Source organism: Nocardioides panacihumi, from assembly GCF_039530925.1.
GTDB lineage: Bacteria > Actinomycetota > Actinomycetes > Propionibacteriales > Nocardioidaceae > Nocardioides > Nocardioides panacihumi.
Genome location: NZ_BAAAPB010000002.1, coordinates 180,825 through 204,172, shown reverse-complemented (window position 1 = coordinate 204,172; position 23,348 = coordinate 180,825). Strand labels below are relative to the sequence as shown.

Genomic DNA, 23,348 nt, shown 5'->3' with positions numbered 1-23,348 from the left:
AGCGCCGACCGACCCAGCGCCGAGCGGCTCAGCCGCCGAGCGCTCAGCCGCCGTGCGACTTGGGTGCGAGCAGGCGCTCGAGCCCGTCCTCGCTCTCGGGCGGGACGACGAACAGCAGCTCGTCGCCCGACTCGACCGGCTGCTCGGGGTCGGGGGTGTAGACCATCCCGTCGCGCAGGATCGTCACGAGCGCGCAGTTCTCGGGGATCGGGATCAGGCCCGACGGCTTGCCGACGTACGGGCTGTCCGAGGGAAGGGTGAGCTCGACCAGGTTGGCGTTGCCCTGCCGGAACGTGAAGAGCCGGACCAGGTCTCCGACCGTGACCGCCTCCTCCACGAGCGCGGACATGATGCGCGGGGTGGAGACGTTGACGTCGACACCCCAGGCCTCGGTGAAGAGCCACTCGTTGTTCGGGTGGTTGACCCGGCCCACGGTGCGGGGCACGCCGAACTCGGTCTTCGCGAGGAGCGAGGTGACCAGGTTGACCTTGTCGTCGCCGGTGGCGGCGATGACCACGTCGCAACGGTCGAGGCGGGCCTCCTCGAGCGAGGAGAGCTCGCAGGAGTCGGCCAGCAGCCACTCGGCGTCGGGGACGCGCTCGGGCTTGATCGAGTCGGGGTCCTTGTCGATGAGCAGGATCTCGTGGCCGTTGGTGATCAGCTCGCGTGCGATCGATCGGCCGACGGCGCCGGCTCCGGCGATGGCAACCCTCATGTCAGTGCTCCTGGGGGCCGTTGTTGAAGACCTGGTAGGCGCGCTGCGCGTTCTCCTCGCGCATCACGATGTGGAGCAGGTCGCCCTCCTGGATGACGCTGTCACGGGTGGGCAGCACGCCCTCGCCGAGTCGGTCGATCCACGCGATGCGGCAGCGGGCCTGCTCCTGGAACTCGACGGTCCGGTGGCCGATCCAGACGTCCGTGACGGGCACGTGGTCGAGCCGGATGGTGCCCGACGGGTCGCGGTAGTCCGGCTCGGCCCCGGCGGGAAGGAGCCGGCGCAGGACCTGGTCGGCGGTCCACTTCACCGTGGCGACCGTGGTGATGCCGAGCCGCTGGTAGACCTCGGCGCGGCCGGGGTCGTAGATCCGCGCGACGACCTGCTGGATGCCGAAGCTCTCGCGCGCGACCCGCGCGGCGATGATGTTCGAGTTGTCGCCGCTGGAGACGGCCGCGAAGGCGTCCGCCCGGCGGATGCCGGCCTTCTCCAGGACCTCCTGGTCGAACCCGATCCCCGTGATCTTGTCCCCGTTGAATCCCGGTCCCAGGCGCCGGAAGGCGTCCGGCTCGCTGTCGATGATGGAGACCGTGTGGTTGCGGTCCTCGAGGCTTCTGGCGAGCGTCGAACCGACCCGGCCGCACCCCATGATCACTACGTGCACGCGCCCACCGTATCCGCAGACAGCGGCGGGTGGCGCAACGTGCCGTAGCCTTGCCGCTCGTGGGTGTGGGTGACGTCTCCAAGCGAATATTGCTGGGCCGCAAGCTCAGAAGCTCCCAGCTGGGGGAGACGCTGCTTTCCAAGCGCATCGCGCTTCCAGTGTTCGCGAGTGACGCGCTCTCGTCGGTGGCCTACGCCCCGGACGAGGTCTTCATCATGCTGTCGCTGGCCGGCGCGTCGGCGTACGTGTGGTCGTGGAAGATCGGCATCGCGGTCGCGGTGGTCATGTTGACCGTCGTGGCGTCGTACCGACAGAACGTGCACGCCTATCCCTCCGGCGGCGGGGACTACGAGGTGGCCACGGTCAACCTCGGCCCGAACGCCGGTATCACGGTGGCCAGCGCCCTGCTGGTCGACTACGTGCTCACCGTCGCGGTGTCGATCTCCTCGGGCGTCCAGAACGCCGCTTCGGCGATCGGGTTCATCAACGGCCACGAGGCCACGGTCGCGACGATCCTCGTCATCGTCCTCGCCGCGATGAACCTGCGCGGCGTGCGCGAGTCGGGCACCTTCTTCGCGATCCCGACCTACGGGTTCATGGTCGCGATCCTCGGCATGGGCGCCTTCGGCATCATCCAGGACGCCGCCGGCACGCTCCACCCGGTCGAGAGCGCCAGCCTCACCGTCGTGCCGGACGCCGACCACCAGGGCACCCTCACCCAGGTCGCGCTGATCTTCCTGCTCGCGCGGGCGTTCTCGTCCGGCTGTGCCGCACTGACCGGCGTCGAGGCGATCAGCAACGGCGTCCCCGCGTTCCGGAGGCCGAAGAGCCGCAACGCCGCGACCACCCTGCTCCTGCTCGGCGGCATCGCCGTCACGATGCTGATGAGCATCATGCTGCTCGCGAACCGGATGGGCCTGAAGTACGTCGACCCCGGTGACGTCGGCCGCCTGCGCGACAGCAGCGGCAACCCGCTTCCGGCGAGCTACGAGCAGCACACCGTCGTCGCGCAGCTCTCGCGGGCCGTCTTCCACGACTTCCCGCCCGGCTTCTACTTCGTCGTCGCGATGACCGGCATCATCCTGGTGCTGGCCGCCAACACCGCGTTCAACGGCTTCCCGGTGCTCGGATCGATCCTCGCCCGCGACGGCTTCGCGCCCCGGGCGCTCGGCTCGCGCGGCGACCGACTCGCCTACAGCAACGGGATCCTGTTCCTCGCCATCCTGGCGATCATCCTGATCCAGGCCTTCGACGCGCAGACGACGCGGCTGATCCAGCTCTACATCGTGGGCGTCTTCGTGTCGTTCAACCTCAGCCAGCTGGGCATGATCCGGCACTGGACCCGACACCTGAAGACCGAGAAGGACCCGGCGGCCAGGCGGCGCATGCACCGGTCGCGGCTGATCAACACCTTCGGTCTCGGCATGACCGCGGTCGTGTTCGTCATCGTGCTGCTGACGAAGTTCCTCGCCGGCGCGTGGATCGCGATCCTCGCGATGGTGTTCTTCTACGCGCTCATGCGGGGGATCCGCAAGCACTACGACCGTGTCGAGGAGGAGCTCGCGGCGGGTGACGAGGACAAGGTGATGCCGACCCGCGTCCACGCGATGGTGCTCGTCTCCAAGCTGCACAAGCCGACGCTCCGGGCCCTCGCGTTCGCCCGCGCGACACGCCCGAACACCCTCGAGGCCGTCACCGTCTCGATCGACGACGAGTCGACGGCGCGACTGCTCCAGGAGTGGGACGACCGCAACTTCGACCTCCCGCTGAAGGTGCTGCACTCGCCGTACCGCGAGCTCGTGCGCCCGGTCGTCGAGTACGCCTCGGCCATCCGCAAGGCCAACCCGCGGGGCGTCGTGGCCGTCTACATCCCGGAGTACGTCGTCGGCCGCTGGTGGGAGCAGCTGCTCCACAACCAGACCGCGCTGCGGCTCAAGGGCCGGCTGCTGTTCACGCCGGGAGTCATGGTCATCTCGGTGCCCTACCAGCTGCGGTCCTCCATCGAGCACAAGCCCGAGGACTGGGTGCGTCCGAGCTACCGCGACGGTGTCTCCTCGGGTCGCGGTCGCCAGATCGGTCGCTGACCGGACGACCGCGCCTGTAGCGCCGTCCGTGTCCTCTGGCAGGCTGAGCGCGTGAGCAGCAGGCAGCGTCGTCCCGTCCGTCATGCCCGGGCGAAGCAGCCCCGCGGCCGCTCGCGCATCGGGGAGCGTTTCGAGGTCGAGGTCGGTGCGATCGCGCACGGAGGGCACGTCGTCGCGCGCGTCCCGACCGGCGGAGTACACGAGCCGACGGGCGAACCGGAGACCCGGGTCGTCTTCGTCCGCCATGCCGTCCCCGGCGAGCGCGTGGTCGTCGAGATCACCGAGGGCACCGACGGCGACCGGTTCTGGCGCGGCGACGCCGTCGAGGTGCTCGCGCCCTCGCCGGACCGCGTGGTGCCGCCCTGCCCGTACGCCGGCCCGGGAAAGTGCGGCGGCTGCGACTTCCAGCACGTCTCGCCGACCGCGCAGCGTGACCTCAAGGCCGCCGTGATCCGCGAGCAGCTCGTGCGACTGGCCCGGCTCGACCCCACCGACCCGCTGCTCGAGACCCGGGTCGAGGCGGTCCCCGGCGACGAGGACGGGCTGCGCTGGCGCACCCGGCAGTCCTACGCGCGCACCGCCGACGGCTCGCGCGCCATGCGGCTGCACCGCTCCCACGACGTCATCGCGGTCGGGGACTGCCTCATCGCGCGCACCGACGCCCGCGAGCCTGCGCCCGGCACCGTCACCGAGCGCGTGCTGGGCCGCGACTTCACGGTGGCCACCGACGGCTTCTGGCAGGTCCACCCTGGTGCGCCCGAGACGCTGGTGACGACGGTGCTGGACCTGCTCGACCCGCGGCCGGGGGAGCGCGCGCTGGACCTGTACGCCGGCGTCGGCCTGTTCGCGGCCTTCCTCGCCGATCGGGTCGGATCCGAGGGCCGCGTCGTCGCGATCGAGGGAGACGCCCAGGCGTCGGCGCTCTCGCAGGGCAACGTGCCGTCGGCGGAGTGCTCGGTCGGTGACGTCCTCCCGGCCCTGTCGTCATATCCGGAGTCCTTCGACCTCGTCGTCCTCGACCCGCCCCGCGAGGGCGCGCGGCGAGCGGTCGTCGAGGAGGTCGTGGCGCGATCGCCCCGTGCGGTCGCCTACGTCGCGTGCGACCCGGCGGCGCTGGCCCGCGACCTGGCGATCTTCGCCGAGCACGGATACCGCGCGGCGGCCCTCCGAGCGTTCGACCTGTTCCCGATGACGCACCACGTCGAGTGCGTCGCGCTGGTGGTCCCGAGTGACGCGACCGAGGGGTGAACCGATGAGGCTCGGGGTCGTCGTCCTGCAGACCCGGCCGTGGCGTCAGCTGGCCGCGGACTTCACGCTGATGGAGGAGCTCGGCTACGACGCCGCCTACGTCTACGACCACCTGACCCACCCGAGTGCCGCCGGCGGGTGGCTCGCCGACGGGTTCACGACCCTCGCGGCCGCGGCCGGCGTGACCGACCGGATCGAGCTCGGCCCGCTGGTCGCGTCGGGGGCGCTGCACTCGCCGGTCGCGCTGGCGCGGCTGGCGGCGACCGTGCAGGACGTCTCCGGCGGACGACTCGTGCTGGGGCTCGGCGCCGGCGCACCGGGCTGTGCCCTCGCCGACCGCGACGAGGACGTCACGGGAGGGCAGCTCTCAGCCCGTCTCGCCGACGTCGTCGAGGGTTTGGAGGCGGTCTGGGGCGGGGCCGCGGAGTGGAACGGCAGACGGATGTCCTTCTCCGGTGTGGAGACCGCGCCCCTCCCGCCCGGGGTGGACCGGCCGTTCCTGCTGCTGGCCGCCCACGGGCCGCGGGCGCTCGCCCTGGCGGCACGGCACGCCGACGGTTGGAACACCTACGGTGGCCCTGGATCGACGGTGCTCGACCCGGAGGGGTTCTGGGGCGCCGTACGCGACCAGTCGGCGCGGCTCGAGGACGCCTGCGTCGCCGAGGGTCGCGATCCCGCGACGCTGCGGCGCTCGTTGCTGCTGGGTTTCGGGACGGTCCGTCCGACGGCGTCCGTGGAGGCCTACCGCGATGCGATGGGGCGGGCCGAGGAGCTCGGCTTCGGAGAGCTGGTCGTCTACGGACCGTTCGCCGAGCCGGGGGACCACTTCCACTCGACGCTGGACGTGCATGCGGAGGTCCTCGCCGACCGGCGCGGCTGACCGTTCAGCGTTTCCCCTCGACATCGTGTATCTTGACGTCGAGACAACAGCGACGCATCGGCAAGGCAAGCCTTACTTTCGGCCCCACTTCCGCGCGCGGCAGGATGGGGTCGACGTTGCTCGTGCAGGACCCACGACAGAGGAGATGAAGGCGTTGGCCAGCAAGGACAGCTTCGGTGCGAAGAGCACCCTGGACGTGGACGGCACGTCCTACGAGATCTTCCGGCTCGACGCCGTGACCGGCGACGGGCTCGACGTCGCCAGCCTTCCCTACAGCCTCAAGGTCCTGCTGGAGAACCTGCTCCGCACCGAGGACGGCGCCGACATCACGGCCGACGACATCAAGGCGCTCGCCGGCTGGGACGAGACCGCGGAGCCCGACAAGGAGATCCAGTTCACGCCGGCGCGCGTGATCATGCAGGACTTCACCGGCGTCCCCTGCATCGTCGACCTGGCGACGCTCCGCGAGGCGGCGGCCGAGCTCGGCGGCGACGCGTCGAAGATCAACCCGCTCGCCCCGGCCGAGATGGTCATCGACCACTCCGTCATCGCCGAGGCCTTCGGCACGCCCGAGGCGTTCGTCCGCAACGTCGAGATCGAGTACGACCGCAACAAGGAGCGCTACCAGTTCCTGCGCTGGGGCCAGACCGCCTTCGACGACTTCAAGGTCGTCCCGCCGGGCACCGGCATCGTCCACCAGGTCAACATCGAGCACCTCGCCCGCACGGTCTTCACGCGCCAGGTCGACGGCAAGCTCCAGGCCTACCCCGACACCTGCGTCGGCACCGACTCGCACACCACGATGGTCAACGGCCTCGGCGTGCTCGGCTTCGGCGTCGGCGGCATCGAGGCCGAGGCCGCGCTGCTCGGCCAGCCCGTCTCGATGCTCATCCCGCGCGTGGTCGGCTTCAAGCTCCACGGCGACCTGCCCGAGGGCTCCACCGCGACCGACCTGGTGCTCACGATCACCGAGATGCTGCGCAAGCACGGCGTCGTCGGCAAGTTCGTCGAGTTCTACGGCGCCGGCGTGACCGCGCTCCCACTGGCCAACCGCGCCACCATCGGCAACATGAGCCCCGAGTTCGGCTCCACCATCGCGATCTTCCCGATCGACGAGGAGACCATCAACTACCTCCGGCTCACCGGCCGCAGCGACGAGCAGCTCAAGCTCGTCGAGGCGTACGCCAAGGAGCAGGGCCTGTGGCACGACCCGGCCGCCGAGCCGCGCTTCTCCGAGCAGCTCGAGCTCGACCTGTCGACGATCGTCCCGTCGATCGCCGGCCCGAAGCGCCCGCAGGACCGGGTCGCGCTGACCGACGCGAAGACGGCCTTCCGGGGCTCGCTGGTCGACTACGCCGGACCGATCCAGGACAACACCGGCTACGACGAGGCGGTCGAGGAGTCGTTCCCCGGCTCCGACGTGCCCTCCCACGACCCGGCGCAGTCCAACGGCTCGGCCGCGCCGAGCGACCACCTCTCCGCCGCTCCGAAGGACGGCGGCCGGGTCAGCGACCCGATCGAGGTCACCCTCGAGGACGGCACGACGTTCACGCTCGACCACGGCGCCGTGACGATCGCCTCGATCACCTCGTGCACCAACACCTCGAACCCGTCGGTGATGCTCGGCGCCGCGCTGCTCGCGAAGAAGGCCGTCGAGAAGGGCCTGACCCGCAAGCCCTGGGTCAAGACGACCCTCGCGCCCGGCTCGCAGGTGGTCAGCGACTACTACGACAAGTCCGGCCTGACGCCCTACCTGGAGAAGCTCGGCTTCAACCTGGTCGGCTACGGCTGCGTCACCTGCATCGGCAACTCCGGGCCGCTCATCCCCGAGGTCTCGGCCGCGGTGCAGGAGAACGACCTCGCGGTCGTCTCCGTCCTCTCGGGCAACCGCAACTTCGAGGGGCGGATCAACCCCGACATCAAGATGAACTACCTGGCGTCCCCGCCGCTCGTCATCGCCTACGCGCTGGCCGGCACGATGGACATCGACCTGTTCAACGACGCGCTGGGCACCGACTCCGAGGGCAACGACGTCTTCCTCAAGGACATCTGGCCGGCCCCGACCGAGGTCGAGGACGTCATCCGGCAGGCCATCGCCTCCGACATGTTCACCAAGGGCTACGCCGACGTGTTCGCCGGCGACGAGCGCTGGCAGAACCTGCCGACGCCCACGGGGGACACCTTCACGTGGGACGAGAACTCGACCTACGTCCGCAAGGCGCCGTACTTCGACGGCATGGACAAGTCGCCGTCGCCGGTCACCGACATCGAGGCTGCCCGCGTCCTGCTCAAGCTGGGCGACTCGGTCACCACCGACCACATCAGCCCGGCGGGCAACATCAAGAAGGACTCGCCCGCGGGCACGTACCTCACCGAGCACGGCGTCGAGCAGCGTGACTTCAACTCCTACGGCTCGCGCCGCGGCAACCACGAGGTCATGATCCGGGGCACGTTCGCCAACATCCGCCTGCGCAACCAGATCGCGCCCGGCACCGAGGGTGGCGTCACCCGCGACTTCACCCAGACCGACGGCCCGGTGACGAGCGTCTACGAGGCGTCCCAGAGCTACCAGGCGGCCGGCACCCCGCTGGTCGTCCTGGCGGGCAAGGAGTACGGCTCCGGCTCGTCCCGTGACTGGGCCGCGAAGGGCACCGCGCTCCTCGGCGTCAAGGCGGTCATCGCGGAGTCGTACGAGCGGATCCACCGCTCGAACCTCATCGGCATGGGCGTCATCCCGCTGCAGTTCCCCGAGGGTCAGAGCGCGGAGTCGCTCGGCCTGACGGGCGAGGAGACGTTCTCGATCTCGGGCATCACCGAGCTCAACGAGGGCCGCACGCCGAAGACCGTGAAGGTGCGGGCCGCCAGCGGCGAGAAGAGCGTCGAGTTCGACGCCGTCGTCCGCATCGACACCCCCGGCGAGGCGAACTACTACCGCAACGGCGGCATCCTGCAGTACGTCCTGCGGAACCTGCTCAACGGCTGATCCCTCGGCTGACGTCATACGCCCTGGCTGCTCCGGCAGCCGGGGCGTATGACGTCTTTCGGCGAAGACCTCACCTTCCGCCTGCCCGTTCCAGGTTGTGAAACAGGGGGTGTGGGTGCCGGTACGGCGGATACTGACCCCAGATGACCGGACGCACCGTCATCCACCGACTCCTCGTCGCATCCGTGGCCGCACTGCTCGCGTTCGCACTCGCGCCGGCTGTGCCCGCTCGAGCGGCGTCGACGAATCCACTGGCCGGCCGGTGGGGCCTCTACACGGGCACGTGGGACCGGACCTACCCGGCGTACCGCCATGCCCGTGGCCGTCAGAAGCGGCTCTTCGCGAAGGTCGCACTGCGCCCGCACGCGGCCTGGTTCGCCAATCCGGACCTCGGCAAGCTCGTCGACCACCTGGGCGAGTACATCCGCAACACGCAGCACGGCGACCCGAACGCCCTCGTGCAGTTCGCGCTGTTCCACCAGTGGCCGCACCGCGAGGCGGGGCGCCACATCCCGATGACGCAGCAGGAGCAGTCGGCGTACCGGACCTGGATCGACACTGCCGCGCGCACGATCGGCAACACCCGCGCGATGGTGATCCTCGAGCCGGATCTCGCCCTCGACGCGCCCAGCGGCCACACGGTCGACCGCGGGGTCCGGCTCTCGCTCGTGCGGTACGCCGCGCAGCGGCTCTCGACCCTGCCGCGGACCACCGTCTACCTGGAGGTGGGGGCGCCCGACTGGCTGAAGGCCCCGACCGCGACACGCCTCCTCGTCGACGCCGGTGTGCGCTACACACGCGGCTTCGCCGTCGGGGGCACCCACCACACGAGCGTCGGTGCCGACGTCGACTACGCCACCCGGATCGTCTCCCGACTCGCTCGGTCCGGCTACCCCGGCAAGCACGCGGTGCTCGACACCGCCGACAACGGCCGGCCGTTCACCTACCAGCAGTCGGCCCGGAAGTACCCGCGTCCGAGGTTCCACGCCGTCGGGATCTGCCGCACCAAGCGGGAGAGGCGCTGCATCACGCTCGGAATCCCGCCGACCACCCACGTCACCGGCCACCGCAGGGCGCTCCACCTCACCCGGCGGCAGGATGCCCGCCTCGCCGCGGTCGTCGACGCCTTCGTGTGGATGGGTCGGCCGTGGCGCGCGAACGGCGGGGGGACCTTCGCCCCGAAGCGCCTGCTCCAGGCCGCCCGCACGACGCCCTTCCGGTGACCGGCACGCCCTGATCTAGGCTCGGGCCATGCTCGTCGCCTTCTCGATCGCCCCGGCCACCTCCGACGAGAGCGGCGGCGTCGCGGAAGCGGTCGCCGCAGCAGTCAAGGTCGTGCGCGACTCCGGACTGCCCAACGAGACCAATGCGATGTTCACGAACGTCGAGGGGGAGTGGGACGAGGTCATGGCAGTCGTCAAGAGGGCGGTCGAGGTCGTGTCCGAGCACACTCCGCGGGTCAGCCTCGTCCTCAAGGCCGACATCCGCCCGGGCTTCACCGGGGAGCTGACCGCCAAGGTCCAGAGGGTCGAGCAGGCGCTGGGTGAGTGATCCCGTCGGCGCCCCGTCAGTCGTCTCGCTCGGACCCACGCCGCCCCCGCCGAACCGGCGGCGCTACGCCGTCGTCCTCGCCGCGACGGTCGCCGTGATGCTGGTCGCCGGTGCCGCTGCCATGCCGATGCTCACGAAGGACGGGCCGGGCCGCCGCGGACAGCGCACGGACGCCGGGCTCGGCGCCGTCATCACGTACGCCGGCCTCCGCGTCACCCACACCGAGGGCGACGTCACCTATCCGATGACGCCCCCGGCCGGCGGGCCGCACGACCCGTCTGGCTCGAGTGCGGCGTCTACGACGTGCCGGTGCGCAACGAGAACGCCGTGCACGACCTCGAGCACGGTGCCGTCTGGATCGCCTACGACCCCGCCATCTCCACCTCCGCGGTCCGGACGCTGGAGAAGCAGCTCCCGCAGAACGGGATCATGGCGCCGTACCCGGGACTGCCAGCCCCTGTCGTCGTCACCGTGTGGGGGCGACAGCTCCGGCTTGGCCGGGCCGACGACGAGCGGTTGGCGCGGTTCATCGCCGACTTCGGCCACGGCGAGACGGCACCGGAGCCGGCGGCGTCCTGCGCGGGCGGCAGCCGGGACCCGCAGGGCGGCCACGGGCCCGAGGGCACCCAGGTCTGAGCGACCGGTCCAGACCACTTCGGGCTTTCTCGGTCACTCGCGTAACAGGGCGGGCACGCCGTGACATGTACGGGGCATGAACGCACTCACCAAGGCCACCGTGGCCATCGCCAGCGCCTCCGCTCTCGCTCTTTCCGCCTTCGCGACCGCCGGCCCCGCGAGCGCTGCTCCGAAGAAGCCGAAGGTGTCGATCGCGTCCGTGACCGTCGACGAGGGTGCCGGTCAGGCGACCATCACCGTCACCCTGAACAAGAAGGCCAAGAAGAAGCTCAAGCTCAACTGGGCGACCCAGGCCGCGCCGAAGTCGGCCACCCGCGGCAAGGACTTCACGGCCGTCAAGGGCCGCCTCGTGCTGCAGCCCGGCACCAAGACCGCCGACCTCGTCGTCCCGATCATCGACGACACCGAGGTCGAGGGCACGGAGTTCTTCTTCGTGAAGTTCAACGGCAAGACCGTCAAGGTCAAGAACCCGCGCGTCCGCGTCACGATCACCGACAACGACGTCGCTGCCCCGGCTTCCTGAGCCGGACCCCCCGAAGCCTGCAGGCGCTGCCTCCCCACAGGTAGCGCCTGCAGGCCGTACGACTGCTGAGGACGGGCCCGATCCCCGGCTCCTACCATGGGGCCGCATGGACTCCGAGACGCGCTCGTTCCGCACCGGCGCCCGTGAGGTCGTCCTCGACATCACCGGTGACGCCGCCGACTTCGTGGCAGGCCGCGGCGACGGCCTGCTGCACGTCTTCGTGCCGCACGCGACGGCCGGCATCGCGATCATCGAGACCGGCGCCGGCAGTGACGACGACCTCCTCGCGGCGCTCGGCGACCTGCTGCCGAGCGACGACAGGTGGCGGCACCGCCACGGCAGCCGCGGGCACGGCCGCTCGCACGTGATGCCGGCGCTGGTGCCGCCGTACGCGACCGTCCCGGTGCTCGGCGGCAGGCTCGCGCTCGGCACCTGGCAGTCGGTCTGCCTGGTCGACCTCAACGTCGACAACGGGCTCCGCGAGGTGCGGTTCAGCTTCCTCGCGGGTTGACTCTCAGCGTCGTCGACCGACGACCCAGTACGTCGCCGAGCCGGCCGTGTTCGCCGTGCCCAGGATGCGCCAGATCCACTTCGGGCCGCGCACCTTCTCCGCAGGCCGCCGGGAGAGGTCGCGCAGCGTGAGCAGCGCGATGACCAGCTGGACGGCAACAGCGGCGCCGACGACGCGCTTCTGCTGGGGGGTGAGGGTCTTCGCCATGGCGCCAGTCTGCCGCACCGTGCTGGGCTGCGGCGGGCCGCTCGGCATGGAGGCGGTGACGGTGATCACCGCACGAGCCCGCCGGGGCGTCGTTCCGGCCCGGCGACGGGTAATCTCGCGCCTATGGCTCTTCTCGATCAGGTCGCGTCACCCCGGGACCTCGACGGTCTGAGCGACAGCGAGCTCACCGCGCTCGCCGCCGAGATCCGCGACCTCCTCGTGACCTCGACCGCAGTGGCCGGCGGCCACCTGGGCCCCAACCTGGGCGTCGTCGAGCTGACCATGGCGATCCACCGGGTCTTCGACTCGCCGCGCGACCGGATCGTCTTCGACACGGGCCACCAGGCCTACGTCCACAAGATGCTGACCGGCCGGGCCCGTGACTTCGCGCGACTGCGCCAGGAGGGCGGCCTCTCGGGCTACCCGAGCCAGGCGGAGTCGCCCCACGACATCGTCGAGAACTCCCACGCCTCGACCTCGCTCAGCTACGCCGACGGCCTGGCCAAGGCCTACGTCATCCGCGGCGAGGACCGACATGTCGTCGCTGTCATCGGCGACGGCGCGCTCACCGGCGGCATGGCCTGGGAGGCGCTCAACAACATCGCCATCGCCAAGGACTCGAAGCTGGTCATCGTCGTCAACGACAACGGCCGCTCCTACACGCCCACGATCGGCGGCCTCGCCACCGCGCTCACCAGCCTGCGGACCAACCCGCGCTACGAGCGCGTCCTCGAGCTCATCAAGCGCCGGTTGCCCGCCCTGCCGGGCGGCGGTGCGACCTACGAGGTGCTCCACGCGGTCAAGAAGGGCCTCAAGGACGCGCTCGCGCCTCAGGGTCTCTTCGAGGACCTCGGGCTCAAGTACGTCGGCCCGGTCGACGGCCACGACCGCGCGGCCATGGAGCAGGCGCTGACCAACGCCAAGGGCTTCGGCGGTCCGGTCATCGTGCACGCGATCACGCGCAAGGGGTTCGGGTACGACGCTGCCGAGCGTCACGAGGCCGACCAGTTCCACAGCCCGGGACCGTTCGACGTCCACACCGGGGACGAGCACCCCAAGGCCCGGATCTGGACCGACGTCTTCGCCGACGAGATCGTCCACATCGGCGAGCGGCGCACCGATGTCGTCGCGATCACCGCGGCGATGATGCACCCCGTCGGGCTCCACCACTTCCAGGCCCGGTTCCCCGAGCGCACCTTCGACGTCGGCATCGCCGAGCAGCATGCCGCGACGTCGGCGGCAGGTCTGGCCCTCGGCGGCCTGCACCCTGTGGTGGCGATCTACGCGACGTTCCTCAACCGCGCCTTCGACCAGATCGTCATGGACTGCGCCCTGCACCGGCTCGGCGTCACGTTCGTGCTCGACCGGTCGGGCGTGACCGGCGACGACGGCGCGTCGCACAACGGCATGTGGGACATGTCGGTGCTCCAGGTCGTCCCGGGGCTGCGCATCGCCGCGCCGAGGGACGGGGCACGGCTGCGCGAGCTGCTGGACGAAGCGGTCTCCGTCGCGGACGCGCCGACCGTGGTGCGCTTCCCGAAGGGGCCGCCGCCCGACGACATCGCGGCCGTCGGCACGGTCGGGTCGGCCGACGTGCTCGTGCGGAGCGGGCCGAAGGACGTGCTCGTCGTCGCCGCGGGCGCAACGGCCGAGATCGGCATCGGAGTCGCCGAGCGCCTCATCGCCCAGGGCCTCGGGGTGACGGTCGTCGACCCGCGCTGGGTCAAGCCGCTCGACGAGGCGCTGGTCGCGCTCGCCGCCGAGCACCGACTCGTCGTCACCATCGAGGACAACGGCGTGATCGGCGGTGTCGGCGCGGTCTTCCTCCAGCAGCTCAGTGCAGCCGGCGTGACCACTCCCGTCCGGATCCACGGCATCCCGCAGCAGTTCCTGGACCACGCCAAGCGCGCCAAGATCCTCGAGCGGATCGGGCTGACGCCGCAGGCGATCGCCCTCGGCGTCATCGAGGAGCTCGCCGAGCTCCCGCGGGTCCCGGCCGAGCGTTAGGCGTCCGGACTACAGAGCGTCCGACTCGTCCGGGAAGCCGCCCGCGTCGACCCGCCCGCCACGGATCCGTGTCGCGGCCAGCGGGAAGATGAGGACCGAGAGCATCCCGGCTCCGACGAGCGCAGCGGCCGTCGCAGGGTGCAGGGTGCCGTCGTCGACCCCGAGCCCGGTGATCACCACGATGAGCGGCAACGCGGTGGAGGCGTAGACCGCGGCGCCGACCCGGTCCCGACCGAACAGGCTGCCGCGCAGCGAGAGGTGCGTCGGCCCACCGCGGATGAGCAGGAAGAGGACCAGTGCGAGCGGGACCAGCAGCATGGCGCCCGCGTCGGAGAGCAGCGCGTCGAGGTCGAAGCGGATGCCGCTGACGACGAAGAAGATCGGGATCAGCAGACCGAAGCCGACCCCCTCGATCCGAGCCACGGTGGCCTCGTGGGTCTCGTCGTCGGTTCCCGAGAGGAAGTAGCGGGCGACCAGTCCTGCCGTGAACGCTCCGAGCAGCACGTCGAGCCCGAGCTCGGCAGCCACCCAGACCATGAACAGGACCAGCAGCATCGCCGTGCGGACACCCAGCTGACCGCTGGACGAGAGCGTGCGCCGCAACAGGTGCGTCAGGCGGTCTGGATGTCGGTGCTGGGCCAGACCGAAGACGATCGCGGCGACGACGAGGAAGGCGATCAGCACGACGACGGTGTGCCAGACCGAGTCGCCGGAGAGCAGCAGGGCGATCGCGACGATCGGCCCGAACTCGCCGATCGCGCCGGCGGAGAGGATGAACGACCCGAACGGGGTGTCGGCGTCGCCGGTGTCCCGCAGGATCGGCAGGATCGTGCCGAGCGCCGTCGTGGTGAAGAGCAGGCCCACCAGGAGGCCCGCGGTGAGGTCGTCCTCGGGGCGGAAGGTCTTCACGATGACGATGCCCGCGCCGAGGCCGACCAGGAGTGAGCCGGCCCAGCCCCACAGAGCCGAGCGCAGCGGGGGACCGGCCACCCGGGGGAGCTGGATCTCGTAGCCGGCCAGGAACATCAGCAGCGCCAGCCCCAGCTCGGAGAACGCCGAGACCACGACGTCGTCGTGGGCGAACCCGAGGACGGCCGGGCCCAGCAGGATGCCTCCCAGGATCTCCAGCACGACCGCCGGGACCGGCAGGAAGCGACCGACCAGGTCGGAGATGACGACGGAGAGCACGCCCACCAGCAGGCAGAGCATCAAGGTGGTGGCTGCCTGCAGGGCGATCTCCTCAGCAGTCACCGCAGAGCTCAGAGCACCTTGACGGTCGTCGTACGACCCGCGGTGAAGTCCCAGACCCGGTCCGCCATGCGCTGGGAGAGTCGGATGCAGCCGTGGGAGTCGCCGGCGAGGTTGGTGCCGAGGTACCAGTCGGGGTGGATCTGCGCCCCGGTGGACATGCGCCGCGGGATCCGGTGGAAGCCGATGCCGCACGGAGCGAACCGCACGAAGTCGTCGAGCCACAAGGACCCGCTCCGGTTCAGCCGCACCCGGGCCGGTCGACCGCAGTAGGACCCGGTGTGCCAGGTGCCCTTGTGCAGCACGGCCGGGTTGTCCACGATGCCCGCCTGAGCGACGACCTGGCCGCCGGAGGCCACCAGCCACAGCCAGTTCTGGGCCTGGCTGATGACGACGCGCCGGCCCGATCCCGAGTGCCGCGGCACGGGCCGCTGGTCGCAGCGGTCCGCGTCGCCCGAGCGCAGCAGCCGCCGCGTCGGGCGGTCCAGACGGCCGTTCGTGGGCAGGCCGTGCCGTGACTGCAGCCGTACGACGGCCGAGCGGGTGTGTGCTCCGACCTGGCCGTCCACCGGCCCGGCGTCGCAGTGGAGCGCGTTGAGGTCACGCTGCGCCTCACGGATCCAGGACGTGCCGCTGGCGTCTGCCGGCAGGGCGAGCCCGGTCGTCAGCAGGGCGGTCAGTCCGGTGGTCAAACCGGTCTTCAGCAGGGTCGCGAGGCACCTCATGGGCGCCATCCTGCACTGCCGTCACCGATGTTGAGGCGTTTGACGACCCGATCCGTGTGAAACTGATGGGCCATGGACGTTCTTCGGACGAAGTCGATCGAGCAGTCCCTTGCGGACACGGAAGATCCCGAGTTCCAGCTGAGACGCAAGCTGAGCGCGATCGACCTGACCGTGTTCGGCATCGGCGTGATCATCGGAGCCGGCATCTTCACCCTCACCGGCAAGGCGGCGGCCGACTTCGCCGGCCCCGGGGTGGTGTTCTCCTTCGTGCTGGCCGGCATCTGCTGCGGCCTGGCGGCCCTCTGCTACGCCGAGTTCGCCTCCACGGTCCCGGTCTCCGGGTCGGCGTACACGTTCTCCTACGCCACGCTGGGCGAGCTGGTGGCCTGGATCATCGGCTGGGACCTGGTGCTGGAGCTGATGCTCGGCGCCTCGGTGGTGGCACAGGGCTGGAGCACCTACTTCGTCACGCTGCTCGACGAGATCGGGCTCGGCTGGCCCGAATCGATCGGCCCGGTGGACGCGGCGCACTTCTCGTGGGGCCACGTCAACGTGCCGGCCCTGCTGCTGGTGGTGGCGCTGACCGCGCTCGTCGCCGTCGGCATCAAGGAGTCGCTGCGCGTCAACCTCGTGCTGGTCGGGATCAAGCTCTTCATCGTCCTGTTCGTCATCATCGCCGGGCTCTTCTACATCACCGGCTCGAACTACCACCCGTTCGTGCCGCCGCGGTCCGGCGCCGTCGACTCCAGCGGCCTCGCGCAGCCCCTCATCCAGTGGGCGTTCGGGCTGGCGCCGCAGACGTACGGCGTGCTCGGGATCATCTCGGCCGCCTCGGTCGTGTTCTTCGCCTACATCGGCTTCGACGTGGTCGCCACCACCGCCGAGGAGGCCCGCAACCCGCAGCGTGACCTGCCGCGCGGCATCCTCGGCTCGCTCGCCATCTGCACGGTGCTGTACGTCGCCGTCGCGCTCGTCATCACCGGCATGGTGCGCTACGACAAGATCGACACCCAGGCCGCGCTGGCGAGCGCGTTCCGCGACGTCGGGCGTGACGGCTTCGCCACTCTGATCGCCGCGGGTGCGGTCGCCGGTCTCACGACGGTCGTGATGACCCTCATCATCGGCGCCATCCGGGTGCTGTTCGCGATGAGCCGCGACTCCCTGCTGCCTCACAACTTCGGTCGGACCAGTCCCCGCTCCGGCACACCGGTCCGGATCACGCTGACGGTCGGCGCCCTGGTCGCCGTCGTCGCCGCCTTCACCCCGATCGAGAAGCTCGAGGAGATGGTCAACATCGGGACGCTGACGGCCTTCGCGCTCGTCTCGATCGCCGTGCCGGTGCTGCGTCGCACGCGGCCTGAGCTGGAGCGCCCCTTCCGGGTGCCGTTCAACCCGTGGCTGCCGATCCTGGCCGCCCTGATCTGCGTCTACCTCGCGATCAACCTCAGCCTCGAGACCTGGCTGCGGTTCGTCGTCTGGATGATCATCGGCTTCGTGATCTACTTCAGCTACGGCTACCGCCGCAGCCGGGTCGGTCGCGGACGGGTCGCGACGACCAACACCTGACGCCTGTCCGGAGCAGCGCCGCGCGGGGAATATCGTGGACCCGCGCGGCGCTGCTGCTTCGCCATGTGGAACATCTTCAGGAGCCGCGACGACGGGCAGAGGCCCGACCGAGGGGCGACACGGATCGACAGGACGAGGGAGGACCGGGTGGCGAAGTCGAAGCTCGTGCACATCGTCGACAGCGTGCCGGCGCTCGACGACCACGAGGGCCCGCTCGTCATGGTGCAGGTGCTCGACGGGTTCCTCGACGCCGGCAACGCCTCGGTGCGTGCCGCGCAGCACATGGTCGAGGCGTCCGTGTCCGCGCCGGTGGTGGCGACGTTCGACGTCGACGCGTTCCACGACTACCGGGCTCGGCGGCCGCCTGTCACCTTCGCACGCGACCACTACGAGGACTACGAGGCGCCGCGGCTGGTCGTACGGCTGCTGCGCGACACCGGCGGGACGCCGTACCTGCTCCTGCACGGGCCGGAGCCCGACAACCGCTGGGAGGCGTTCGCCCGGGCGGTGCGTGACGTCGTCGAGCGCTTCGAGGTCGACACGGTCATCAGCCTCGGCTCGGTGCCCATGGCGGTGCCGCACACGCGTCCGATGACGCTGACGCACCACGCCAACAACCCGGACCTCGTCACCGTCGAGAGCCCGTGGAACGGCGAGCTGCGGGTCCCGTCGAGCGCCCAGGTGCTCGTCGAGCTGCGGCTCGGCGACTGGGGTCGCGACGCCGTCGGGTTCGTCGCCCACATCCCGCACTACCTCGCTCAGCTGGACTACCCGCACGCCTCGGTGGCGCTGCTGGAGCAGGTCGAGCTTGCCGGCCGGCTCACCATCGACCTCACGACGCTCCGCCAGGAGGCGGCGACCCGTGATGCCGAGATCGCCGGCTACCTCGAGGAGAACGCGGAGGTGGCCGAGGTGGTCCACGCGCTCGAGCGCCAGTACGACGCCTTCCAGCGTGCCGAGGACGCCGGCTCCAACCTGCTCGCCCCGAACCAGCCGCTCCCGACCGGTGAGGAGCTCGGACGTGAGTTCGAGCGGTTCCTGGCCGGCCTCGACGACGACGGCGACGACCCCGAGAGGCCGACTCCGTGAGTGATCCCGTGAACCTGATCCAGCCCGGGAGCGAGGAGGCGGTGAAGGCGCTGGTCGACGTCCTCGACCTCGAGGCGATCGACGACGACCTCTTCCGCGGGCACTCCCAGGACAACGGCCGCGGTCGGTCGTTCGGCGGGCAGGTGGCCGCACAGGCGCTGATGGCCGGCATGCGGTCGGTGCCCGAGGAGTTCTTCGTGCACTCGATGCACTCCTACTTCCTGCTGCCGGGCGACCCCTCCGAGTCGATCGTGTACGACGTCGAGCGGATCCGTGACGGACGCTCGTTCCTGACCCGCCGGATCGTGGCGCGGCAGCACGGCCGGTCGATCTACTACATGACGGCCAACTTCCACCGGCACGAGGAGGGCTTCGAGCACCAGGACGTGATGCCCGACGTGCTGCCGCCGGAGCAGGGCGTCGACGTCCTCAAGGGCATGCGCCGGCGCACCGATCTCGAGGGTCAGCGACTGGCCCAGGAATGGGCGGTCGTCGAGGGTCGCGCCGTCGGCCACTCGCTCCAAGGCGGCATGGAGGAGGACCCCGCGCACCCGTCGCGGCAGCGCGTCTGGCTCAAGATCAACGGTCGGCTGCCCGACGACCCGCAGATCCACCTCGGCGCCTTCACGTGGGCGAGCGACATCTCGCTGCTCGGCGCCTCGCTCGCGGCCCACACGTCGGACTTCGGCGGCATCCAGATGGCCTCCCTCGACCACGCCATCTGGTTCCACCGGCCGTTCCGGGCCGACGAGTGGTGGCTCTACGACCAGGTCTCGCCGTCCGCCCAGGGTGGTCGTGGCCTGTCGATCGGGCGGGTCTTCACCCAGGACGGACTGCTCGTCGCGACGGCCGCCCAGGAGGGCATCATCCGTCCACCGCGCTGAGACGCCGAGTCGGCGCAACCTCGCACCCCTGAGACGCCGAGTCGGCGCATCCTCGCAGACTCGGCTGCGAGGATGCGCCGACTCGGCGTCCTCATGCCGGGTGGATCAGAGCGACGTCGTGCGCCCCACCAGGTGCACCGTGTGCGACTCGGGCTTGGTCATCGTGAACGCGAAGCCGTCGTCGAGCGGTTGCGACCCGAACGCGACCTTGCCCGGCAGGAAGACCGGCTTGCGGAAGGCCGCCTCGATGCGGACGGCGTCCGGCAGCCGGTTCTCGAGCTCAGCGACCGACCGGGCCAGGGTCCACATGCCGTGAGCGATCTGGCGGTCGAAGCCGAGTGCCTTCGCGGTCAGCCCGAACAGGTGGATCGGGTTGTAGTCGCCCGACACGGCGGCGTACCGCCGGCCCAGGTCGGCCGGCAGCCGCCACACCGTGGCGCCGGGGGAGACGTCGGGGAACTCCGTGCCCCAGCTCGCGCCGGCGTCGCCGGCACCGCGCCGCAGGTACGTCGACGTCGAGTCCCACACGATCTCACCCGCTCCGTCCGGCTCGGCTGCACGGACGGTCGTCACGAACTCGAACACCTGCCCCTTCGGGTGCGGCTTCGGCGGCGCCACCGACGCCGCGACGTCGAGCGTCTCGCCGACCCGGACGGGACGGTGCTGGGTCAGGGAGTTCTCCAGGTGGACCGTGCCGATGGCGGGCGCCGGGAACGTCGGGTCCGTCATCAGGGCCATGTGCAGCGGGAAGGCGAGCAGGTGCGGGTACGTCGGCGGCACGGTGTCCTTGGCCGGGAAGCCGCAGACGCCGGCGTACGCCTCCACGTGGTCGCGCTCCACCGTGACCGGCGGCCGGGTGACGCTCAGGCCGTCGAACCGCCTACCGCTCTTGCGTACGCCGGGCAGCGACCCGATCCCGGGCAGGGACGGCAGCGCGGCCCGCAGCAGCGTGCCGATCCCGCCCTCGCCGCTGACGACCCGCGTGTCCTCGGTGCCCGTCACGTCAGGCGCCCAGCATCATCTGGCCGCAGACCCGCACGACGTTGCCGTTGACGGCCGTCGAGCCGGGGTTGGCGTACCAGGCGATCGTCTCGGCCACGTCGACCGGCAGGCCGCCCTGCGCCATCGCATTGAGACGCTGACCGACCTCGCGGGTCGCGAACGGCACGGCCGCGGTCATCTGCGTGATGATGAAGCCGGGCGCGACCGCGTTGACCGTGATGCCGTCGGTGAGCTCGTCGGCGAGCGAGTCGACGAGGCCGATCACGCCGGCCTTCGAGGCGGCGTAGTTGGTCTGGCCGACGTTGCCGGCGATGCCCGCGATGGAGGCCACGCCGACGATCCGGCCGTTCGGGTTCACGACCTTCTGCGCGAGCAGCTCGGCGGTGATCCGCCCGGGCGCGACCACGTTCACGTCGATGACCGACGTCCACCGGTCCGCGTCCATGTTCGCGAGCTTCTTGTCGCGGGTGATGCCCGCGTTGTGAACGACGATGTCGACGCCTCCGTGCCTGTCCTTCAGGTGCTGCGCGATCCGCTGGGGCGCGTCGGGGGCGGTGATGTCGAGGGTCAACCAGTCACCCCCGAGCTCGTTCATGAGCTTGACCAGGCCGTCCGCGGCCTGGGGCACGTCGACGCCGACGACCGTCGCACCGTCGCGGTGGAGCACGCGCGCTATCTGTTCGCCGATGCCGCGGCTGGCGCCGGTCACGAGGGCGACCTTGCCGGTCAGGGGCCGCGTCCAGTCGCTGACCGGCTCGGCCGTCTTCGCGCCGTGGGCGCCGATGCGGACCACCTGGCCGGAGACGTAGGCGGACTTGGGGGAGAGCAGGAACGCCAGCGTCGAGGTGGCAGCGGCCTCGGCTCCCTCGGCGACGTAGACGAGCTGCACGGTGCCGCCTCGGCCGATCTCCTTGCCGAGGCTGCGCGTGAATCCCTCGAGCGCACGCTGGGTGATCCGCTCCTCGCCCGCGACCTGCTCGGGCGGCGTGCCGATCACCACGACCCTCGGGCAGCGCTCGAGCGAGCGCAGCACGGGGGTGAAGAAGTCTCGCAACGCCTCGAGCTGGCCGGGCGAGGTGAGGCCGGAGGCGTCGAAGACGAGGCCCTTGTAGCGGACGCCGTCGGCCCGGGCGTCGTCGGTCGCGATGCCGAGCGGACCGAGCAGGCCCGGCAGCGACTCGACCAGCCGTCCGCTGCCGCCGAGGAGGACGGCGCCGTTGACGAGTGGGTCGCCGGCGGCGTACCGCTCGAGCTCGACCGGGTCCGGAAGCCCGAGGTTCTTCACGAGCAGTCTGCCGATCTGGCTCTGCGTGAAGCTGAGGTACTTGTCGCTCATGTCCGTCCTTCGTCAGTGGCGTCTGCCTGTGCACAAGATGTAACTAGAGGTGTAACTCAGTGTCCACATTTCGTGGTCTCCCTCTCATACCCTTCACTCCGCCCGCACGCGAGGCAAGGATGAGCGCATGACAGCTCCCAACGGTGGGTCCACCCGTCGCGTCGCCGTGCTCGGCGGCAACCGGATTCCGTTCGCGCGCTCCAACGGCGCCTACGCGACCGCGTCGAACCAGGACATGTTCACGGCCGTGCTCGACGGCCTCGTGGCCCGCTTCGGCCTCGAGGGCGAGCGGCTCGGCGAGGTGGCCGGGGGTGCGGTGCTCAAGCACAGCCACGACTTCAACCTCGTCCGCGAGTCGGTGCTGGGCAGCAGGCTCGCCCCCGAGACCCCGGCCGTCGACCTGCAGCAGGCGTGTGGGACGGGGCTGCAGGCGATCAACTACATCGCCGGCAAGATCGCGCTCGGCCAGATCGAGGCGGGTGTCGGCGGTGGGGTCGACACCACCTCCGACGCGCCGATCGCGATCTCGGAGAGGCTGCGCAAGAAGCTCATCAAGCTCAACAACGCCCGGACCATGAAGGACCGTCTCGCCGTCCTCGCCTCGATCCGTCCCGGTGACATCGGGCTCGCAATCCCGTCCAACGGCGAGCCGCGCACCGGCCTCTCGATGGGCGAGCACCAGGCGCTGACAGCGCTCGAGTGGCAGATCACCCGTGAGGCTCAGGACGAGCTGGCCGTCGCGTCGCACCAGCACCTCGCGGCGTCGTACGACGACGGGTGGCAGGACGATCTCGTGACGCCGTACCGCGGGCTGGAGCGCGACAACAACCTGCGGGCCGACTCATCGGTCGAGAAGCTCGCGAAGCTCAAGCCCGTGTTCGGCAAGGGCGCGGCCGCGACGATGACGGCCGGGAACTCGACGCCGCTCACCGACGGCGCGTCCGCGGTGCTGCTCTCCTCCGAGGACTGGGCCAGGGAGCACGGGGTCGAGCCGCTGGCGTACTTCGTCGACTCCGAGGTCGCCGCGGTCGACTTCGTCCATGGTCGCGAGGGCCTGCTCATGGCCCCGGCGTACGCCGTCCCGCGGATGCTCGCCCGCCACGGCCTGACGCTGCAGGACTTCGACTTCTACGAGATCCACGAGGCGTTCGCCTCGCAGGTGCTCTCGACGCTGAAGGCGTGGGAGGACCCGGTGTTCTGCAAGGAGCGCCTCGCACTCGACGCGCCGCTGGGGTCGATCGACCGGGCCAAGCTCAACGTGAAGGGCTCGTCGCTGGCCGCGGGGCACCCGTTCGCCGCGACCGGTGGCCGGATCGTCGCCAACGCCGCGAAGCTGCTCGCGCAGAGGGGCGAGGGGCGTGCGCTGATCTCGGTCTGCGCGGCCGGCGGCCAGGGCGTGGTCGCGATCCTCGAGCGCTGAGGGACCGGGGTTCCGGCCGGGGTCGCCGGTGGCGTTCGTCGCCTGCCTCCGAGGGGTACCGGCGCCCCT

20 protein-coding genes and 1 pseudogene are annotated in these 23,348 nt (G+C 70.7%); 14 read left to right on the top strand and 7 right to left on the bottom strand.

All coding sequences use genetic code 11. From position 1 onward, the window contains the following. Positions 1-43: 43 nt before the first annotated feature. Positions 44-715 carry a potassium channel family protein gene (locus tag ABD205_RS10110; RefSeq protein ID WP_344044677.1) on the bottom strand — a complete coding sequence of 224 codons (672 nt, stop codon included), beginning with the start codon at positions 713-715 and terminating at the stop codon, positions 44-46. A 1-nt stretch (position 716) separates the two neighbouring features. Next, positions 717-1,379 carry a potassium channel family protein gene (locus tag ABD205_RS10105; protein ID WP_344044676.1) on the bottom strand — a complete coding sequence of 221 codons (663 nt, stop codon included), beginning with the start codon at positions 1,377-1,379 and terminating at the stop codon, positions 717-719. Positions 1,380-1,438: 59 nt separating this feature from the next. Here ABD205_RS10105 and ABD205_RS10100 point away from each other — a divergent pair, with 59 nt between their 5' ends. From ABD205_RS10100 to ABD205_RS10060, 9 genes and pseudogenes are all read left to right on the top strand, one after another. Further along, positions 1,439-3,463, top strand: coding sequence for an APC family permease (locus ABD205_RS10100; RefSeq protein ID WP_344044675.1), 2,025 nt, complete (start codon positions 1,439-1,441; stop codon positions 3,461-3,463). A 51-nt stretch (positions 3,464-3,514) separates the two neighbouring features. Continuing rightward, positions 3,515-4,711, top strand: coding sequence for a class I SAM-dependent RNA methyltransferase (locus ABD205_RS10095; RefSeq protein WP_344044674.1), 1,197 nt, complete (start codon positions 3,515-3,517; stop codon positions 4,709-4,711). Positions 4,712-4,715: 4 nt separating this feature from the next. Then, on the top strand, positions 4,716-5,591 hold the full coding sequence (locus tag ABD205_RS10090; RefSeq protein ID WP_344044673.1) for an LLM class flavin-dependent oxidoreductase: 876 nt from the start codon (positions 4,716-4,718) through the stop codon (positions 5,589-5,591). A 145-nt stretch (positions 5,592-5,736) separates the two neighbouring features. Further along, entirely contained in the window at positions 5,737-8,574 is a 2,838-nt protein-coding gene (locus tag ABD205_RS10085) for an aconitate hydratase (RefSeq protein ID WP_344044672.1), read from the top strand. Between the two features lie 143 nt (positions 8,575-8,717). Then, a complete protein-coding gene (locus tag ABD205_RS10080; RefSeq protein ID WP_344044671.1) occupies positions 8,718-9,797 on the top strand; it encodes a glycoside hydrolase family 6 protein in 1,080 nt (359 codons plus the stop codon). Between the two features lie 28 nt (positions 9,798-9,825). After that, complete coding sequence (locus ABD205_RS10075) at positions 9,826-10,125, top strand: thiamine-binding protein (RefSeq protein WP_344044670.1); 300 nt, start codon at positions 9,826-9,828, stop codon at positions 10,123-10,125. A gap of 282 nt (positions 10,126-10,407) precedes the next feature. Continuing rightward, positions 10,408-10,761, top strand: a pseudogene (locus ABD205_RS10070) (thioredoxin-like domain-containing protein); the annotation flags it as partial. 76 nt (positions 10,762-10,837) lie between these two features. Further along, the gene (locus ABD205_RS10065) at positions 10,838-11,284 is read left to right on the top strand and encodes a Calx-beta domain-containing protein (protein ID WP_344044669.1); all 447 of its coding nucleotides are present in this window, start codon (positions 10,838-10,840) and stop codon (positions 11,282-11,284) included. A 106-nt stretch (positions 11,285-11,390) separates the two neighbouring features. Continuing rightward, complete coding sequence (locus ABD205_RS10060; protein WP_344044668.1) at positions 11,391-11,795, top strand: YjbQ family protein; 405 nt, start codon at positions 11,391-11,393, stop codon at positions 11,793-11,795. A 3-nt stretch (positions 11,796-11,798) separates the two neighbouring features. Here ABD205_RS10060 and ABD205_RS10055 read toward each other — a convergent pair whose 3' ends face one another. Next, positions 11,799-12,002 carry a hypothetical protein gene (locus ABD205_RS10055; protein WP_344044667.1) on the bottom strand — a complete coding sequence of 68 codons (204 nt, stop codon included), beginning with the start codon at positions 12,000-12,002 and terminating at the stop codon, positions 11,799-11,801. A gap of 123 nt (positions 12,003-12,125) precedes the next feature. On the opposite strand from ABD205_RS10055, the gene dxs reads away from it, so the two are divergent. Beyond that, entirely contained in the window at positions 12,126-14,009 is a 1,884-nt protein-coding gene (gene dxs, locus ABD205_RS10050; protein WP_344044666.1) for a 1-deoxy-D-xylulose-5-phosphate synthase, read from the top strand. Between the two features lie 9 nt (positions 14,010-14,018). On the opposite strand, the gene ABD205_RS10045 is transcribed toward dxs, so the two are convergent. Continuing rightward, complete coding sequence (locus tag ABD205_RS10045) at positions 14,019-15,260, bottom strand: cation:proton antiporter (RefSeq protein WP_344044665.1); 1,242 nt, start codon at positions 15,258-15,260, stop codon at positions 14,019-14,021. A gap of 8 nt (positions 15,261-15,268) precedes the next feature. Next, positions 15,269-15,982, bottom strand: coding sequence for a L,D-transpeptidase family protein (locus tag ABD205_RS10040; RefSeq protein ID WP_344044664.1), 714 nt, complete (start codon positions 15,980-15,982; stop codon positions 15,269-15,271). A 72-nt stretch (positions 15,983-16,054) separates the two neighbouring features. Here ABD205_RS10040 and ABD205_RS10035 point away from each other — a divergent pair, with 72 nt between their 5' ends. From ABD205_RS10035 to ABD205_RS10025, 3 genes are all read left to right on the top strand, one after another. Next, positions 16,055-17,548: an APC family permease gene (locus tag ABD205_RS10035; RefSeq protein WP_344044663.1), complete on the top strand. Its 1,494-nt coding sequence runs from the start codon at positions 16,055-16,057 to the stop codon at positions 17,546-17,548. Positions 17,549-17,695: 147 nt separating this feature from the next. Continuing rightward, positions 17,696-18,637 (top strand): proteasome assembly chaperone family protein, encoded by a 942-nt coding sequence (locus ABD205_RS10030; RefSeq protein WP_344044662.1) that lies wholly within the window; start codon positions 17,696-17,698, stop codon positions 18,635-18,637. Further along, complete coding sequence (locus ABD205_RS10025) at positions 18,634-19,521, top strand: acyl-CoA thioesterase (protein ID WP_344044661.1); 888 nt, start codon at positions 18,634-18,636, stop codon at positions 19,519-19,521. Before ABD205_RS10030 ends, ABD205_RS10025 begins: the two co-directional genes overlap by 4 nt. A gap of 105 nt (positions 19,522-19,626) precedes the next feature. Here ABD205_RS10025 and ABD205_RS10020 read toward each other — a convergent pair whose 3' ends face one another. After that, positions 19,627-20,523: a MaoC/PaaZ C-terminal domain-containing protein gene (locus ABD205_RS10020; RefSeq protein ID WP_344044660.1), complete on the bottom strand. Its 897-nt coding sequence runs from the start codon at positions 20,521-20,523 to the stop codon at positions 19,627-19,629. 1 nt (position 20,524) lies between these two features. Continuing rightward, positions 20,525-21,859 carry a 3-oxoacyl-ACP reductase gene (locus ABD205_RS10015; protein ID WP_344044659.1) on the bottom strand — a complete coding sequence of 445 codons (1,335 nt, stop codon included), beginning with the start codon at positions 21,857-21,859 and terminating at the stop codon, positions 20,525-20,527. Between the two features lie 127 nt (positions 21,860-21,986). Between ABD205_RS10015 and ABD205_RS10010 the strand changes: the two genes are divergently transcribed. After that, a complete protein-coding gene (locus ABD205_RS10010; protein ID WP_344044658.1) occupies positions 21,987-23,279 on the top strand; it encodes an acetyl-CoA C-acetyltransferase in 1,293 nt (430 codons plus the stop codon). Positions 23,280-23,348: the final 69 nt, after the last annotated feature.

Coding starts and splice junctions, on each gene's coding strand:
- ABD205_RS10110 (WP_344044677.1), bottom strand. CDS start 715: ATGAGGGTTGCCATCGCCGGAGCCGGCGCCGTCGGCCGATCGATCGCA.
- ABD205_RS10090 (WP_344044673.1), top strand. CDS start 4,716: ATGAGGCTCGGGGTCGTCGTCCTGCAGACCCGGCCGTGGCGTCAGCTG.
- ABD205_RS10085 (WP_344044672.1), top strand. CDS start 5,737: ATGAAGGCGTTGGCCAGCAAGGACAGCTTCGGTGCGAAGAGCACCCTG.
- ABD205_RS10080 (WP_344044671.1), top strand. CDS start 8,718: ATGACCGGACGCACCGTCATCCACCGACTCCTCGTCGCATCCGTGGCC.
- ABD205_RS10075 (WP_344044670.1), top strand. CDS start 9,826: ATGCTCGTCGCCTTCTCGATCGCCCCGGCCACCTCCGACGAGAGCGGC.
- ABD205_RS10065 (WP_344044669.1), top strand. CDS start 10,838: ATGAACGCACTCACCAAGGCCACCGTGGCCATCGCCAGCGCCTCCGCT.
- ABD205_RS10060 (WP_344044668.1), top strand. CDS start 11,391: ATGGACTCCGAGACGCGCTCGTTCCGCACCGGCGCCCGTGAGGTCGTC.
- ABD205_RS10055 (WP_344044667.1), bottom strand. CDS start 12,002: ATGGCGAAGACCCTCACCCCCCAGCAGAAGCGCGTCGTCGGCGCCGCT.
- dxs (WP_344044666.1), top strand. CDS start 12,126: ATGGCTCTTCTCGATCAGGTCGCGTCACCCCGGGACCTCGACGGTCTG.
- ABD205_RS10040 (WP_344044664.1), bottom strand. CDS start 15,982: ATGAGGTGCCTCGCGACCCTGCTGAAGACCGGTTTGACCACCGGACTG.
- ABD205_RS10035 (WP_344044663.1), top strand. CDS start 16,055: ATGGACGTTCTTCGGACGAAGTCGATCGAGCAGTCCCTTGCGGACACG.
- ABD205_RS10015 (WP_344044659.1), bottom strand. CDS start 21,859: ATGAGCGACAAGTACCTCAGCTTCACGCAGAGCCAGATCGGCAGACTG.
- ABD205_RS10010 (WP_344044658.1), top strand. CDS start 21,987: ATGACAGCTCCCAACGGTGGGTCCACCCGTCGCGTCGCCGTGCTCGGC.